The sequence below is a fragment of the Pseudoalteromonas sp. KG3 genome (assembly GCF_030436385.1).
Classification (GTDB): domain Bacteria; phylum Pseudomonadota; class Gammaproteobacteria; order Enterobacterales; family Alteromonadaceae; genus Pseudoalteromonas; species Pseudoalteromonas prydzensis.
Genome location: NZ_CP098523.1, coordinates 2,615,726 through 2,631,842 on the forward strand (window position 1 = coordinate 2,615,726; position 16,117 = coordinate 2,631,842).

Annotated in this window: 15 protein-coding genes and 1 riboswitch; of the genes, 6 read left to right on the plus strand and 9 right to left on the minus strand. The window is 40.1% G+C overall.

Translation table 11 applies throughout. From position 1 onward, the window contains the following. Positions 1-6 precede the first annotated feature (6 nt). Positions 7-1,263 carry an HlyD family secretion protein gene (locus tag NDQ71_RS12455; RefSeq protein WP_301561687.1) on the minus strand — a complete coding sequence of 419 codons (1,257 nt, stop codon included), beginning with the start codon at positions 1,261-1,263 and terminating at the stop codon, positions 7-9. A gap of 372 nt (positions 1,264-1,635) precedes the next feature. On the opposite strand from NDQ71_RS12455, the gene NDQ71_RS12460 reads away from it, so the two are divergent. The 5 genes from NDQ71_RS12460 (at position 1,636) to NDQ71_RS12480 (ending at position 9,366) form a co-directional block, all read left to right on the plus strand. Then, positions 1,636-2,814, plus strand: a complete 1,179-nt coding sequence (locus tag NDQ71_RS12460; protein ID WP_301561688.1) for an efflux RND transporter periplasmic adaptor subunit — start codon at positions 1,636-1,638, stop codon at positions 2,812-2,814. Between the two features lie 15 nt (positions 2,815-2,829). Next, the gene (locus NDQ71_RS12465) at positions 2,830-5,985 is read left to right on the plus strand and encodes an efflux RND transporter permease subunit (protein WP_301561689.1); all 3,156 of its coding nucleotides are present in this window, start codon (positions 2,830-2,832) and stop codon (positions 5,983-5,985) included. 130 nt (positions 5,986-6,115) lie between these two features. Further along, positions 6,116-6,206: riboswitch (cyclic di-GMP riboswitch) on the plus strand. 121 nt (positions 6,207-6,327) lie between these two features. Next, positions 6,328-6,894 carry a chitin-binding protein gene (locus NDQ71_RS12470; RefSeq protein ID WP_301561690.1) on the plus strand — a complete coding sequence of 189 codons (567 nt, stop codon included), beginning with the start codon at positions 6,328-6,330 and terminating at the stop codon, positions 6,892-6,894. A 101-nt stretch (positions 6,895-6,995) separates the two neighbouring features. Continuing rightward, a complete protein-coding gene (locus NDQ71_RS12475; RefSeq protein ID WP_301561691.1) occupies positions 6,996-9,077 on the plus strand; it encodes a S9 family peptidase in 2,082 nt (693 codons plus the stop codon). A gap of 31 nt (positions 9,078-9,108) precedes the next feature. Beyond that, positions 9,109-9,366: a hypothetical protein gene (locus NDQ71_RS12480; RefSeq protein ID WP_301561692.1), complete on the plus strand. Its 258-nt coding sequence runs from the start codon at positions 9,109-9,111 to the stop codon at positions 9,364-9,366. 33 nt (positions 9,367-9,399) lie between these two features. Here the strand turns inward: NDQ71_RS12480 and NDQ71_RS12485 are convergent, their stop codons facing one another. Then, a complete protein-coding gene (locus tag NDQ71_RS12485; protein ID WP_301561693.1) occupies positions 9,400-9,873 on the minus strand; it encodes a Dps family protein in 474 nt (157 codons plus the stop codon). Positions 9,874-10,239: 366 nt separating this feature from the next. On the opposite strand from NDQ71_RS12485, the gene NDQ71_RS12490 reads away from it, so the two are divergent. Further along, positions 10,240-10,449, plus strand: a complete 210-nt coding sequence (locus tag NDQ71_RS12490) for a hypothetical protein (RefSeq protein WP_301561694.1) — start codon at positions 10,240-10,242, stop codon at positions 10,447-10,449. Here NDQ71_RS12490 and NDQ71_RS12495 read toward each other — a convergent pair. The 7 genes from NDQ71_RS12495 to NDQ71_RS12525 form a co-directional block, all read right to left on the minus strand. After that, on the minus strand, positions 10,446-11,042 hold the full coding sequence (locus NDQ71_RS12495) for an alpha/beta hydrolase (protein ID WP_301561695.1): 597 nt from the start codon (positions 11,040-11,042) through the stop codon (positions 10,446-10,448). The two genes, NDQ71_RS12490 and NDQ71_RS12495, sit on opposite strands and share 4 nt — an antisense overlap. Positions 11,043-11,068: 26 nt before the next feature. After that, positions 11,069-11,605: a YaeQ family protein gene (locus NDQ71_RS12500; protein ID WP_193050055.1), complete on the minus strand. Its 537-nt coding sequence runs from the start codon at positions 11,603-11,605 to the stop codon at positions 11,069-11,071. A 119-nt stretch (positions 11,606-11,724) separates the two neighbouring features. Beyond that, positions 11,725-12,684: a siderophore ABC transporter substrate-binding protein gene (locus NDQ71_RS12505; RefSeq protein WP_192541780.1), complete on the minus strand. Its 960-nt coding sequence runs from the start codon at positions 12,682-12,684 to the stop codon at positions 11,725-11,727. Between the two features lies 1 nt (position 12,685). Continuing rightward, positions 12,686-13,459, minus strand: coding sequence for an ABC transporter ATP-binding protein (locus NDQ71_RS12510; RefSeq protein ID WP_192541781.1), 774 nt, complete (start codon positions 13,457-13,459; stop codon positions 12,686-12,688). Then, positions 13,456-14,403 carry an iron chelate uptake ABC transporter family permease subunit gene (locus tag NDQ71_RS12515; RefSeq protein WP_301561696.1) on the minus strand — a complete coding sequence of 316 codons (948 nt, stop codon included), beginning with the start codon at positions 14,401-14,403 and terminating at the stop codon, positions 13,456-13,458. The genes NDQ71_RS12510 and NDQ71_RS12515 overlap by 4 nt, the downstream gene beginning before the upstream one ends. Beyond that, a complete protein-coding gene (locus NDQ71_RS12520) occupies positions 14,400-15,353 on the minus strand; it encodes an ABC transporter permease (protein WP_192541783.1) in 954 nt (317 codons plus the stop codon). The genes NDQ71_RS12515 and NDQ71_RS12520 overlap by 4 nt, the downstream gene beginning before the upstream one ends. 26 nt (positions 15,354-15,379) lie before the next feature. Further along, positions 15,380-16,057, minus strand: a complete 678-nt coding sequence (locus NDQ71_RS12525) for a TetR/AcrR family transcriptional regulator (RefSeq protein WP_192541784.1) — start codon at positions 16,055-16,057, stop codon at positions 15,380-15,382. Positions 16,058-16,117: the final 60 nt, after the last annotated feature.

Here is a 16,117-nt window from a genome sequence, read left to right on the forward strand (position 1 = left end):
TGTTCCTTAAAGTTTTGCTGTATCTAGCGCCAAGTGGCTGTAAGTATGCCATTGGCTTAAATCATTTGTGATAATTTTTTCACCGGCGTTTGCACCGGCGATGATGAGTAATTCTGTGCCTGTTAGTTCGCCAAAGGTGATCTCTTGTTGCTGTAGTTGTGCTTGATTCGCTAAGTGTTTGTAGAGCAGTTGCGCACCAAGTGGTTTTAATCCTGGTTGCTGGCTTACATAGAGGGCGTTTTCTTTACGCTCAACAAATACCAATGCATTGACAGGCTGCGCAGGGCGCAGATTGGTCGGTAGTGGTTCACTCAGGTGTACTTCGGCAATAATAAAGCCGTTTTCGACCACGGATGCCAATTGTTTTACGGTGCCTTTTAACATACCCGATGGGTGCTTTAGGTCGACTCGGGCACCAAGTTGAATACGCTCCGCCATGCGCTGAGGAATATTTAACTTAACCATTAGTTGGCTTTTTGATCCCACTCGCGCCATTGCTTGCCCTTGGTTGACACGTTGACCAAGTTCAATATCTAAACGTTGTAATGTGCCTGCTATTCCTGCGGTGATTGTTAATGCCGTCACTTTATTACTGACTAAATCTACTTGTTTTTGCTGCTGTGTTAATAAAATTTGTTGCTGCTGCAGTTCTAACTTGTGCATTTCTTTTTGCTTTTCAAAACGGTAGTTTGCAAACTCAAGGCGCTTCTGAAGTTGTTGGTATTTCAACGTGGCACGCTCTAAATCAATTTTGGCGGCAATACCTTGCTCTGATAAGCGCTGATTGACATCAACATCTAATTTAGCGCTCTGTATTTGGCTATCAGTATCGGCAAGTTCAGCTTGAAAAGTGAGTTGCTCATTTTGTTTTTGAAACTTAAATGCCGCGAATTCAGAATGCATTCGCTCAAGCTTGGCTTGAGCTTCATAGAATTGCTGTTCTAGATCTGGGTTGGTGAGTTTGGCTATTACAGTGTCGGCTTCAACATCTGCGCCAGCGCGCAGGTAAATTTCACTGACTTGACCCACGGCAGGGGCACTAATTAGCCGCTCATAGCGTGAGGCATATTGACCATACACTGGCGTCATAATATCAATATCACCTTGTTGGACGGTCACTACATTGAGCGTACTAGCATTTAGCTGTGGCATAGCTGGTTGCACCGTAAAATACCCGATGCAGGCAAGTAGTATCAGTGCCGTAACAATGAGGGTTATTTTGAGTTTGTTTCGTTTGGTGGTGTGCTCAATATTAATATTCATAATCTACAAATCTGCGTGGTTGATAGTGTAGTGAATGAAAATTTGATGCCAAAAATAAATAGTGTTTATTTTCAATTGTTTAATTTTATTTTTGGTGATTCTAAAATGATGATTGTTCGATATCGAACACGGGGTTGTGCGGTTTTGAAAACAACAATGACATCGTTTGTCTATGTTGTGTATAAAGTGATTGTTCTGGTGAATAATTGATCGCTTGAGATTAACAGATAAAGCTAAAGTACTTGTTATAAAGATCGACAGTAAAGGCTGTAAAAAATATGTAGGGTTTGTAACAGTTGCTTACAAATGTCACGTTAATGTTTCATCCAGCTCTGTTATTATGGCCCTAGTAGAAATTTAGGGGTATTGATTATGCGAACAAGTATTTTGAAATGGGCGCTTCCTTTTGTCGCGCTGAGCGTAGGAATTGCAGGTTTTGCTGGGATAAATGCAATGGCTCAAGAACCAGAAAAAAAAGAAGTCGCTGATACTCGACCGGTTGTAAAAGTGGAACCTGTCGCCGCTAATGACCATCAAGTTATGATTAATAGCTATGGTGAGGTTAGGCCATTAGAGAGCACCTATTTATCAGCACAAGTATCGGGTGAAGTGGTGAGTTGGCATCCGAATTTTGTGGCGGGCGGTATCGTAGCCCGCGGCGAAACATTATTCAGTATTGAAAAAGATAACTATCAGGCTGCTGTATTACAGGCAGAAGCCGAACTTGCCCAAGCTCAAGCACAACTGATTGAAGAGCAAGCGCAAGCACAAGTCGCTGAAGATGAAGCAAAACGTTTTCCAGGTAAAGAGCGTACGGCATTATTTTTACGCGAGCCACAAGTGCTCAGTGCACAAGCATCGGTTAAATCTGCACAAGCACGGTTAAAGCGCGCGCAACGTGATTTAGATAATTGCGAAGTCACCGCTCCTTATGATGCACTAGTTGTGAACCGTGAAATTGGTGTTGGCCAATATATTAATATGGGCACTCAAGTTGCGGAACTAAATAATATAGAAACCGCAGAAGTGATCATCCCTATTGCAGGTTTTGACAGTGTGTTTTTACCCGAGCGTGTGAAAGGTATTACTGCCACGGTTATAAAAACCGGTTTGCATGGTTTCACCCGTGAAGCAGTGATCGACCGTGATTTAGGAGTGGTTGATAACGCCACGCGCATGAGTAGCTTGGTGGTGCGTATTGAAGATCCCTATGGTTTAGTGAATAAACAACATGCGATTAAATACGGCAGCTATGTACAAGTAAGCTTTGCTGGCACCACGTTGCAAAATATTTATCGTTTACCGCAAGAATTAGTAAATAATCAAACTGTGTGGATTGTAAATGACGAGCAGCAGCTGGAGCCTCGTAAAGTAAAAGTAATTCGCGAAGAAGGCGAATACTTTTATATTAGCGATGGTTTAGAAGCCAATGATCAGCTAGTGCTTACTTTACCTGAATATCCACAAAAGGGCATGGCAGTAAAAATCGCTGGTGTTCAGGATGTAAAAAAAGTTGAGGCACTTGATAGTGCCGCCACTGAAAAACTATAAAAGGTAGACTGCGTTATGACTAACACTGAACTGCCAAACAGTGAAAAACAAACAGGCCTAATCGCTTATTTTGCCAATAACTCTGTCGCGGCAAATTTAATGATGGTGTTCATTATTGCGATGGGGCTTATTAGCTTTGCAACGATGCAACGGCAGATGTTCCCAAACATTGAAATTAACTATATTACTATCAATGCCAATTACCCTGGGGCATCGCCGCAAGAAATGGAAGAAAGTATCTTAATTAAGATTGAGGAATCTTTAAAAGATATTACGGAAATTAAAAAAGGTGTGTACCGCGCGTTTCGTAATGGCGGCAGTGCTCAGCTAGAAATAAGCACTGATGCTGAGCTTACTGAGGTGCTGGATAAAATTAAATTGCGGGTAGATGGCATTGCGACATTTCCTGCGGGGATGGAGCCGGTCACCATAAGTCAGATTGAATTTCGTCAAGATGTAATCGGCATGACGTTAGTCGCTGACTTACCTCTTAATGAGCTCAAACCCATAGCTAATCGCATCGAAAATGAGTTGTTGCAGCTTTCAAATGTGTCATTAGTGGTCAATGATGTTCCACTGGATGAAATTGCCATTGAAATTGAACCTGACACCCTACGCCAATACAACTTAACGTTAAGTGAAGTCGCTAATGCTGTGCGTCGATATTCAGCTAACTTTTCAGCCGGGCAATTAACAACCGATGCCGGGGTTATTTCGGTTCGGGTTGAAAATCAACTGTATTCTGGTGAGGAATTTCGGCAAATACCGGTAAAAATTGGTGATAATGGCGCTAAAGTGTTGTTGCAAGACATTGCGACGATTAAAGACCAGTTCACTGAGGGCGAGCGCTACTTTAAATTTAATGGTGAAAATGCAGTTTATTTATCGGTAAAAGCAACGGAAGATCAAAGTATTATTCCTGTTGCGGATTCAGTAAAGGCATTTATCGATCAAAAAAATAAAGAGTTACCACCGGGGGTGCGTTTAGAGCCATTAATGGACATGACTTACTATCTTAATGCGCGTTTAGAGATGATGGTAAATAACTTAATCCAAGGGGCTATTTTAGTCGCCATTATGCTGTCGTTATTCCTTCGCTTTAAGTTAGCTTTATGGGTAATGGTTGGTTTACCGTTGTGTTTTTTAGGTGCCATGATGATGATGCCATTATTTGGTGTCACCATTAATATTTTGTCATTATTTGCCTTTATCATGGTGCTAGGGATTGTGGTGGATGACGCCATTGTCATCGGAGAAAGCGCCTACACTGAGATAGAGAAAAAAGGCGGTGGTGTGGTTAACGTCGTTAACGGCGCTAAAAAAGTCGCCACTCCAGCCACCTTTGGTGTATTAACCACTGTTGCGGTATTTGCGCCATTTACCTTATCTTCAGGTCCTGAAAGTGCGTTCTTTTACGGTATTGCTGTAGTCGTTATGCTGTGTTTAATATTCAGCTTAATCGAGTCAAAGCTCATTCTACCTGCACATATTGCCCATACTAATTTTCCGCCAATTAAACCTGATAGCTGGCGTGCTCGTTTTAATAAACGCTTTTTTGGTTTTGTTAACGGCCCATACAGACGCTTTATTGTGCGTTGTGTTGAATGGCGTTGGGCGGTATTTTTCTCGTTTGTTGCGTTACTAATTATCACGTTTGCCTTAATTGCATCAAATCAAGTGCGTACCGGCTTTATGCCTAAAATACCACATGATTACCCGCAAATTAATTTAGAGATGAACGACAATGTATCAGATATGCAAACCATTGAAGCAATTCGCGAAATTGAGGCCATGGTGGTTGCTGTAGATAAAGAAACTGAGCGTGAATATGGGCAAAAGCTGATCAGAGATGTACTGGTGTTTAACCAAGGCCGCACAGAAGCACAATTGCTTGCGCCTTTAGTTGAAGAAGATTTACGCCCTTATAACGCTTTTGAGCTTTCGCGGCGCTGGCGTGAGCAGATGCCGGTTATTGCCGGTGTTAAGTCGTTAACGATTTATGATGATGTGAATAGTCAAGGTGGTGGCGATGGTGAGTTTGGTTACTTACTATATGGCTCAGACATCGACACTTTAAATGACGCTGGACGCCGTTTTATTCAATTATTGCAGCAGCAAGAAGGCTTATTTGATATTAGCTCAACTATCGACCCTGCCAGTAAAGAAGTGCAAATGAGCTTAAAGCCAGTCGCGTATGATCTAGGCCTGGATTTAGCGTCGATTGCTAATCAAGTCGGTGCTAGCTTTTACGGTGGTGAAGCGCAGCGCGTAATTCGTCGCGGTGAAGAAGTACGCGTAATGGTGCGTTACCCTAAACTGACTCGCGAAGCATTTTCATCGCTTAAGCATGCCGTTATTACAACCCCACAAGGCAAAGAAGTGCTGCTAGGTGATGTGGTTGAGCTAACAGAAACACCGGGTATCAGCTATATTCGTCGTGAAGGTGGTTATCGTACTGTTTACGTGTATGGCAATATTGACGAAGAACTCATTGAGCCAAACGAAGTCATTAAGCAAGTTAAAGATAAACTGCTGCCACAACTTAAAGACGAATTCCCAAGTGTTAAGTCAGAGCTTGGTGGCGCTATTGAAGAGCAACAAGCACAAGCCAACCAGCAAAAAATGTTCTTTGTCGGTGGTATGATCCTAGTGTATATCTTATTAGCTGTACCACTGAAAAGTTACGCACAACCTTTGATTGTGATGTCGGTTATTCCATTTAGTTTAACGGGCGCAATTTGGGGGCATTATTGGTTTGGCTTAGATCTGACCTTAATGTCTGGCTTCGGTATTATTGCCGCAGCGGGGGTGGTTATTAATGACTCGCTGGTGATGACCGACTTTGTTAACCAAGCCCGCCGAGAAGGTATTACGATTAAAGATGCGGTAATAGAAGCCGGTTGCGCACGTTTTAGGCCAATACTACTGACCTCTATCACCACCTTTGCGGGTGTACTACCGATCATGTTTGAAACCAGCCTACAAGCTAGATTTGTAATACCGATGGCTGTCGCACTTGGTTTTGCGGTGATGTTTGCTACGCTGATCACATTACTACTTGTGCCGTGTTTGTACATTATTATGAGCGATGTCGGTAAAGTGTTTAAAGCAATTTTTGCTAAAGTAGTTCGCCTATTTAAACGTAGACAAGCAGCGCAGTTAGATCGATAGTTTTAAGTTTTCACTATTTCAAAAGCCAATACTTTATGTATTGGCTTTTTTGTTTTATAGACCTAAGTATTGGTTTTTATTGGCGGTTACATTCTTTAGTTTGATCTTTGTACTGTGTCACATTATACTCACGATGTTTTGGCAAACTAATCGAAAGGTTAGGACGCAAAGTTTCCGGTCTAAGGTTTTAGCATTAAAACTAAGATAGCGGGGTCGTCGCACAGGGTCATTTTTAACCTCGCTGTGTGTCATCAGCCCCTACAATGTAGTTAAAAAGTATTTCTTTTATCCAATAAATACTGGATAGTAGCTATTAGATGTTCTTAAGGTGTTGCTTTGTTTATGCATACGTCATTGGCCTGTGGAAGTTGGGTGCCAATAGGTTGTCTAAATCATCATACCCAATTATTTGTGGGTGATATGGTGACAGTGACTTTTTATGACACGCAAGGAGAGCTAGTCGATTTATCATTTAAATATGAAATTATCACTGAAGAACAAGGTGAGCCACATAATTGGCCACGCTATGTTGCGGAGTATATTAATACCCATATACCGTTAGTTGAAGCCGGTAGAATGACAGAGCAAGGTTTAGTTGTCGCTTATCGTTCAAATCAGATCTATACGCTTGAAGGTTGTGGTATTAATCGTGCCGAATTAACGTTTCAATGCATAGCTAAATGTGATGATTTTAAATCTGTTAAACCAGCATATGATTACATCTACCCTGAAAAGTGTAGTGTTTATAATGCAGGAGTAAAAGTATTACAGCCAAAAACCGGCCTAATCTATAAATGCAAACCGTGGCCTTTTAGCCAGTTTTGCAATGTGAAAGAAGAAAACAATCCACTTTATGAGCCCGGTGTGGGGCAAAGTTGGGATTTAGCCTGGCAGCAAGTTTCCCCTTAATGCTATTTAGCATTTTTCGCCCACTCATTGAGTGGGCTTTTTTATGTACTTTTGAAAATTATGTTAAACTCCAGCCATCGAAATTTTTTATTGGTTTTTCTGTGGCTCTATCAAACTTATCGTTGTCTTCACTTTTAAATGCTCCGGTTGCGCGTAAACAGCCGCACACGTTAACAACACACCAAAAAACACGCATTGATGATTATTATTGGATGCGTGATGACGAACGCACAGAGCAAACTATACTGGCACATTTAGCCGCTGAAAATGATTATTGCGAGCAGCAGTTGGCGCCGATTAAGTCACTGCAAACCGCATTATTTAACGAGCTAAAAGACCGTATAGTTAAAGATGACAATACTTTTCCCGTTAAAGATGGTCAATACTGGTATCACTCAGAAGTGCGTGGTGATGATGAGTATTCTCGTCACTACCGTAGTCGTGAAATGTCCGCGGCAGACAAGCAGCTTTTGTTAGACGTAAATTTGCTGGCGGAAGGCTATGAATTTTATGAGTTGGGCGAAGTGGCAATAAGCCCAAATGAGCAACTCCTTGCTTATTCAGAAGATACCGATGGTCGCCGCATTTATACGGTAAAGTTTAAGGCTATTGATAGCGATGATTTACTTGACGATGTATTAGAAAATACTGAAGGCCAAATAGTTTGGGCAAACGACAACAAAACCGTATTTTATGTTAAGAAAGATTTAAAAACCTTGCTCGGTTATCAAGTTTACCGCCATGTTATTGGTACTAGCCAAGCGCACGATGTGCTGGTTTATGAAGAGCAAGATCGTAGCTTTTTTATGGGCTTAGGCAAAAGTCGTGATGAAAGTCTCATTATTATTGATTTGGCTACCACAGAAACCAATGATACCTGGGTATTAGATGCCAATCAGCCGCTCGGTGAATTTACTCAATTAATGCCACGCGAAGAAGGTCACGAGTTTGATGTTGATAAACTCGGCGACACGTTTTATATCGTCACCAATTGGCAAGCTAAAAACTTTCGTTTGATGACTGCAACAGAAACAACTATTGCAGATAAAAATCAGTGGCTTGAACATACGCCTCACCGAGAGGAAGTGTTGTTTGAAGGGGTTGAACTATTTCACGACTTTTTAGTGTTAACTGAGCGAGAGCAAGGGCAAACTCGCTTTGTGGTGATCAATAAGCAACAGCAGCGTATGACCTTAGCGTTCGATGATCCCTGTTTTTACGCATCTGTGGCGATGAACCCTGAACCAAACTCGCAATCGGCACGTATCTATTATTCAAGCTTGACCACACCAGGGTCACTTTATGAGGTTGACTTAAGCTCTGGAGAGAAAACACTGCTTAAACAACAACAGGTGCTGGGTAGTTTTGATGCAGAGAATTATGCTTCCGAACGATTGATGATCACCGCCCAAGATGGCGTGAAAGTACCTGTGTCATTGGTTTATCGTAAACAGTTATTTAAAAAAGACGGCACTAACCCATTATTTCAATACGGTTATGGAGCTTACGGTATCACTATCGATCCGAGTTTTTCGAGTACGTCATTAAGTTTGCTTGACCGTGGCTTTGTGTACGCTATTGCACATGTTCGTGGCAGTGAAATGCTAGGACGTGATTGGTATGAGCAAGGTAAAAAGCAGCATAAGCAAAATAGTTTTAACGACTTTATTGATGTGACCAAAGCACTCGTTGCACAAGGTTATGGCGCGCAAGATAAAGTGTTTGCCTCTGGTGGCAGTGCGGGTGGTTTGTTGATGGGCGCCGTTGTCAATCAAGCTCCAGAGCTGTACTTAGGAGTGGGCTGCCATGTGCCATTTTTAGATGTGCTAACGACTATGCTTGATGAGTCTATCCCATTGACGACTAATGAGTATGATGAATGGGGTAACCCAAATGACTCTGAGTATTATGATCTAATAGCTGCGTATTCTCCGTATGATAATATTAGAGCACAAGCTTACCCAAATATTCTGGTGACTACAGGCTTACATGACTCCCAAGTGCAATATTGGGAGCCAATGAAATGGGTGGCTAAAGTACGAGAGTACAAAACAGATGATAATATTCTAGTATTTAAAACTGATATGGATGCTGGGCACGGCGGCGCATCAGGGCGCTTTAAAAGCTTAGAAGAAAAAGCCTTAGAAATGGCCTTTTTTATCAGCTTAATTAACAAAAAGTGACCAGTAGGGGGCGCCTTCAATAGGCATAACAATGTTCAATGCGCATGGTGATTGGCAATATTCAATCGAGCCGCCAATTATTTATATTAAAGTGATAGGCTGTTTTAATAGTGAAGGCGTCCAAGCCCGTGGCTACAAACGGGTTGACTACCTTCAACCTAGTTTAATTGCAAAAAATATGGTGGAGCATATTTGTCAAGGAAGTGATATGAACATACAGTCTTATCCTAGCGTTCAAAGCTACTTAGAAGACTACCCTGACTATGAATATGTAAAAAGCTGGCTTTAAAAAGAAGGCCCTTAATTAAGGGCCTTATTAATTTTAATCTAAGTATGCTTTTAACATCCAAACTAATTTTTCTTGCTCAGAAATATAATCACTCATCAGTGAAGCCGTACCTTCATCTTGTGCATCACTTGCTTGTTCTAAGATATCACGCTGCATCTTAATTAGCGTGCTGTAACCTGCTAATAAGTTTTCGACTGCTGTAACACCATCACTAATGTTTTTAGCTTCTTTAATCTCGCTGATCTCTAAGTAATCAGAGAATGCATGCAGTGGTGCACCATCAAGCGTTAAAATGCGCTCAGCGACTTCATCTACTTTTAAAAGTAATAGGTTATAAATTTCTTCAAACTTGATATGTAGTTCAAAAAAGTTGCGGCCTTTAATATTCCAATGAAAACCGCGGGCATTCATATATTGAATCTGGTAGCTGCTTAACAGAGTATTGAGTGATTTTACGATACCTTCACTTTTGGCGCTGTTAAGACCTATTGCATTTACCTGTGACATATTCTTCTCCTTAATAAAACTGTTAAGTGTGTTGCTCAATGGCTTAGGGTAAGTATCAGCCATTATTGCTCATGTGTAAAATGGTTAATATCAATAATATCTATAGTTTTTACCTATCAATAATTAAGCTCTATCTATAAGTTTATAAATTACCATGGTTGCTTAATAGAGATGGGACTTAATTCTGCAAAAAACACCCCTAGTAATGAAAACGCCCAGTTGATAAGTAAAAATAGATGCTAAATATGATCTAAAGCAAACTTTTTATCGCATTGTGGATTATGCCTTAGCATATTTGATTTAGGTCAATAGTTTGTTTTTTAGTCGGCGCATACTAAACCCAGTTAAATAACTGGGAGATTACTCATGCAAGCTAAAACACAAAAAGAAAGTAAAATGGAATTAGTTGTAATTGGTATAGCGTTGATTGCATTTGTAGTTGGCTTAGTTGGTCATTTGGCTGGAGCGAGCTTTGCTAATTTTAATACCTTTGGCTATATTGCTGCCCCAACTCAATTGTTATTAGCCATCATTGCATTCGTAGCTTATAAAATTGCTGCTAGCGCAGAAGATTAAACTAATAATTCAAGAATATAATTTATGACTTGGCGTGAGTAAATCATACTAGTATGGCTTAAATGAAATACTTTATGTTCTGCCATGCCTTGCAACTTGGTTTCATCAATTAATACAGTACCATCTGATTGACTGCCTTTAGCAATTAGTGGCATTAGGCCGATTGGTAAGTCGCCAGCAATACTATAGAGCTTTGCGTTAAATGGCCAATCACCATTTTCGGTAAGTAAAAAATCGACGCTATTTTTTAAAAACACATCAAAGCCTTTTTGCTGCATTCTGCGTGCGATATGGCTGCCCTTATGCGGGGTGCCTAAGGTAATGACTTTTTCAACATTTTGACTTTGCAGAGAATTAGCGGCCAAGTAAGCTCGCGCCACAAGGCCGCCCATAGAGTGACATACGAGTGCCGTACTTTTATTATCTATAAATGTATCAATTTGCTCAAAAATAGCTGCTCGATCGGGAGACAGCGTATTATAAGAAAGGTTAAGAATATTCAACCCAGACTTTTCGAGCTGCGAGCATAAAGGGCGCATAACAAAACCAGACATATACAATCCGTGAAGCACCACAGCGTGTTGAACAGCCATACACCCTCTTTTTTACAGGATACAATTTACATTAATTGTACGGGTTTAATCTCAATGTTCACTGAATCAGAGCTCACCCATACATCACCATCTTGAATAGTAATAGTCAGCGATATATTGCGATCAACCAATCCGGCAAGTGCCTGTGTTGCTGCAAAGTCTAAACTATAAATGCTTAAATTTTTAAATTCATACAGCTTAGGTTGATGTTTTTGCCACCAAATAGCTTGATTATTTTCACCATAAGTATAGAGCACGACTTGTTTAGATTTATTACAGGCCTTTTTAAGGCGCTTTTCATCTGGTAAGCCAAGCTCAACCCATAATTCAATCTCATCGCTGTAGTTTTTATGCCATAGCTCTGGTTCATCATCAGCCGATAAACCTTTAGTGAATTCTAAACCTTCACAGGCATTGAGTGCATATGCCAGCAAGCGGATCATCAAGCGCTGATCGTTTTCAGATGGATGCTGCGCCAAGGTTAAATTAAAGTCTTGGTAAAGGTGGCGGTCCATATCGCTTAGCGATAATTGCGCTTTAATAATCGTCGATTTAAGAGCCATAACAGTTTATTTGAAAAAATTTGCGTCAGTATAACGCAATAATACCCAAACCACCTCAAGATACAGAAACTCAGAGTGTAATATGATTTGGGTATATGGCCGCTACGAGAACTGAATTTTTAATTTACGTAACCTTGTGTAATATCGTCTAGCATTATCATTAATGAGCTATAACTAGCCCCCGTTATATACCACGCTTCGGAGTCAACAATACGAACGCGGTTATTTTTCCATGCGTTGGTTTTTTTGAGTAAGGGGTTATTTAAATCGTCTAAATTAACAGCTGCTTTGTTTTCCATCACTGCCGTACGGTCAATAACGTAAATAATATCAGGGTTGTATTTATACATAAATTCATGGGATATAGGTTGGCCGTGTGCACTTGTTGCCGTTTCTTGACTTGCGGGTTTAACACCTAGCTCATTATAAATAAAGCCATATCGAGATTGCACCCCAAAATAGCGTAACGTTCCGTTATTATGCAATACAATCATCGCCGACTCTGGGCGATCAGTTATTAATTGCTTAGTATCTTTTAACTTTGCGTTTAAAGTAGCCACTTTTTCTTGCGCTAATTCTTGCTTGTTAAAAATACGTCCTAAGTTGAGCATATACGTATTTATTTTTTCAATATGGTCAGCGCCACTATTTTGATAATCAATATCGAAATAATAGGTTGGCGCAAGTTCATTCAGTGCTTTGTAATGAGTAGCTTGCAGCGATGAAATGAGAATCAAATCAGGGTTTAAAGAATAAACGCGTTCTAAGTTTGGTTGTATAATTGCTCCGAGATCTTGAACGTTTGAATTGTTCTTATACGATGGTAAAAAATGTGGAATAAAGTCTTTTGGCATTCCTATTACGGGTATGTTTAACTGGCTGAGAGTATCTACAGCATTCATATCTAATGCTATAACCCTTTTTGGCGTGCTTTGTATTATTGTTTCCCCCAATGAATGATTTAAAGTCATGGCTTTAACTGAAGGTCTCTCTTTAGCCATCTCTGCACCCGTATTGGGTTCGCAGCCAGTAAGTAAGAATAAGATGATAAATATACTTGTTGGTAAAGCGTTATTCATTTTATGCGACTCCTGTCGAGTGAAAATAGTTACAAATCGGGCCTTGAGAGCTGGGCATGATCTCAATGTTAAATTCATATAAATCTTGAAGGTTTTTTTGGGTAACGACTTGCTCTACAGTGCCACTACTGTGTACTGACCCTTTTTTTAATGCGACAAGGTGATCTGAGTAATTAGCAGCAAAGTTAATGTCATGGACAACTAAAATAATAGTGCGCTTTTGTTCATCACAAAGGCGCCTTAACGCATTCATTATGTGGGATGCATGCTTCATATCTAAATTATTTAAAGGTTCGTCGAGTAACAAGTAGGGGGTCTGTTGCGCAATTGTCATAGCAAGGAAGCATAACTGTCTTTGCCCTCCACTAAGCTCATCAATAAAAGTGTTTTCTAATTGCGAAATTGATAAAAATGCTAACGCGTGATCAATTGCCTCATTATCCAATGTTGTTAATTTTCCTCGGTTATGAGGAAATCGACCAAATGCAACGAGTTCGCGTACTGTGATCCGTAAATCAATATTCGTAGTTTGTCTTAATGTTGCTATTTTTAATGCGAGTTCTTTAGTGGGGATTTCACTGATAGGTCTATGATTCAATGTGATGCACTTTTTATCACCCCCTAACAGGCGGCCAATAGACATAAGTAAAGTGCTCTTTCCTGCGCCATTTGGCCCGATTAAAGATGTTAATTGTTGCTCCGGAAAACATGCATTAATATTTTTGAGTACGCGCGTATTTTGATATGAATACGATAAGTTTGTAACAGTTATCATAGATGATTCCTTGGCCGTATAATTAAAACTAAAAAGTAAGCCGCACAAAATAAATTAACCAAAATACCTGCCGTTAAGCGGTAATTAAATACATGTTCCACTAAAACCTGTGCAATTAAGAACGCGGTTATTGCAATTATGCTAGCGACTTTTAATATGCACCAATGGCGAGCTACTTTAACAAGTGAATAGGCTAAGTTGGCAACAAAAATCCCCATAAAGGCTGTGGGGCCTAATAAGCTTGTAGAAACAGCAACTAATATAGCTATCAGCGCTAAATTTAATTTAATAAAGTGATGGGTATTGATGCCAAGAGATTGAGCCTGGTCTTGGCCAAGTAAAAGAATATCAAACCGACGATGTTGCTTTTGCAAGGATAATACAACTATCGCTGTAATAACAAAGGTCACAATAAGTTGTAGTAACTCAACGCGATTGAAAGATGTTAGACTAAAGCCTTGGAAAATAGCGAATTCACCAGGACTAATACTATAGTGAATAAGTTGTGTAACACTGTTGATAACTAAGGTAATTATAAGACCTGAAAGTAGCAGGAAGTAGACATTCTTTTGACCATTTTTAAAAAGCAATTGTTGTAGTGCAAATGAGTAAGTTAGCATTACAACTATACTTAAAAAGAAGTTGCTATAAGCGCCAATCACAATTTGACTTGCAGTACCAAATATCAAAATTAGCGTTGCTTGAAAGCACAGATAGATGGCTTCGTAACCCATAATTGCTGGTGTAATAATACGATTACCACAAATTGTTTGAAAGCAAATAGCGCTAAATGCGACGCATACACCACCGATGATGATTGCACCTAAGCGTATAAGTCTATTTGAAATAATATACTGAAAGTTAAAGTCGGATTGCCAAAAAAGAAAAAAACCAATAAGTAGTGTAAAACTTAAATAAAAGCCAAATAGGATGAGTTTTTTCATTTTTTTTGCCGCCATAAAATGAGCAAAAATAAGAAACCGCCTAGGCAACCAGCAGTTAAACCAATTGGAATTTCAAATGGGTAGATCAAGGAACGGCTGAAAATATCGCATATAATTAAGAATGTTGACCCACATAATGCATTGATAGGTAATGTCTTTTTTATATTGTCGCCAAAATACATTGCGACCAAGTTGGGGATCACAAGCCCTATAAATGGCAAACTGCCTACAGTAATCATAATTGCGGCGACACATAACGATACAATCACTAAAGCCACAGCCACCATAGAGAAATAGTTTAACCCTAAACTTATCGCTACGCTTTCCCCCATACCTATAATAATAAAGCGTTGTGCGAAAAAGTAAGTGAGTATCACGATGGGAAGAATAAAAAATAAAGTTTCATAGTTCCCTTGCACTATTTTCGAGAAATCACCCAATAACCACGCCTGCATATTTTGCATTAGGTTATTTTGATAGGCGTAAAAATCGGCTATGGCACTTAATACACTGGCATACATTAAGCCAATGATTGGGATCAACACACTGCTTTTTAGCTTGATACGACGTAGCAACAAGACAAACAAACCACAGCAAAATAAACAAAAAATAAAGGCTGCTAAAGATTTCCCTAGCGCGCCAGTATTTGGAAAATGGATCGCGGCAATAAGCATTCCGAGTTTTGCGGCATCTAGGCCACCTGTTGTTGCAGGTTCGGCAAATCGGTTTTGCACAACTTGTTGTAAGATTACACCACATATTGCTAACCCCGCCCCAGCAAGAATCAGTGCAGCTAAACGAGGCACTCGGCTAGTTGTCAGGGTAAACCATGCTTCTTCAGAGCCTTGGAAAAGAGCTGTGATAGGTAGCTTTGAAACCCCTAAAAATAATGAGCTTAAAGCGATTAATAGTGTACTTATAATAATTAATAATGATGATTTCAGAGGCATAATTTAATTGTTTGATGCGCTATTTGTTATGACGGGGGAAGCCTGAGCGCTATTGCATCTAATACAAGATCGCGCTTACGCTCCCACCACTGTCGTTGGCCTGCTTGCATAATGGCAACCATGGCATTAATTTGTTCTGCATGATGATGATTTTTGGCTTGTTCTTGCCATAGCTTAATTAATCGTTCACTGCGTGGCTTCCCTTTACTGTCTGGCTTGTTATTTGACCACCACCCTAAAAAACAGTCGCAAACCATATCAACGAGCATATCAACTGCGATTACAGCATCATCAAGAGCAAACCCTTTTTGTTGTAACCTAGCGACTGACTCAGCAAAGCCATGGATACCTTCTATTGGTGTTACTAAAGCTTGCTGTACCGCTTCGGCTAAGCCTGGGTTTTGTGTATAAAGTTGCCAAAGTGCATCTGTTAAAACTATTAGCTCTTCGCGCCAAGTTGCACCTTCTTGAGCCTCCCAGTTTAGCTCTTGAACAGCAATCTCCGTGGCTAAGCTCACCACATCTTTGCGGCTTTTGACATGATGGTAAAGTGAAGAGCGATCAACTTGTAATGCTTTAGCTATGTTCATTAAAGTGGCATCTTGTATACCTATATCGAGGGCCACTCGAGCAATGCTTTCGCGACTAATTCGGCTTGGTCTGCCGCGCTGTCGCGTATTGTTGTTAACTCGTTTTTCTATCATGTGCCAGAGCTCCTATATTTAAAAAATACATCTTAACCATTACCGCTGTTTGGTAAAATG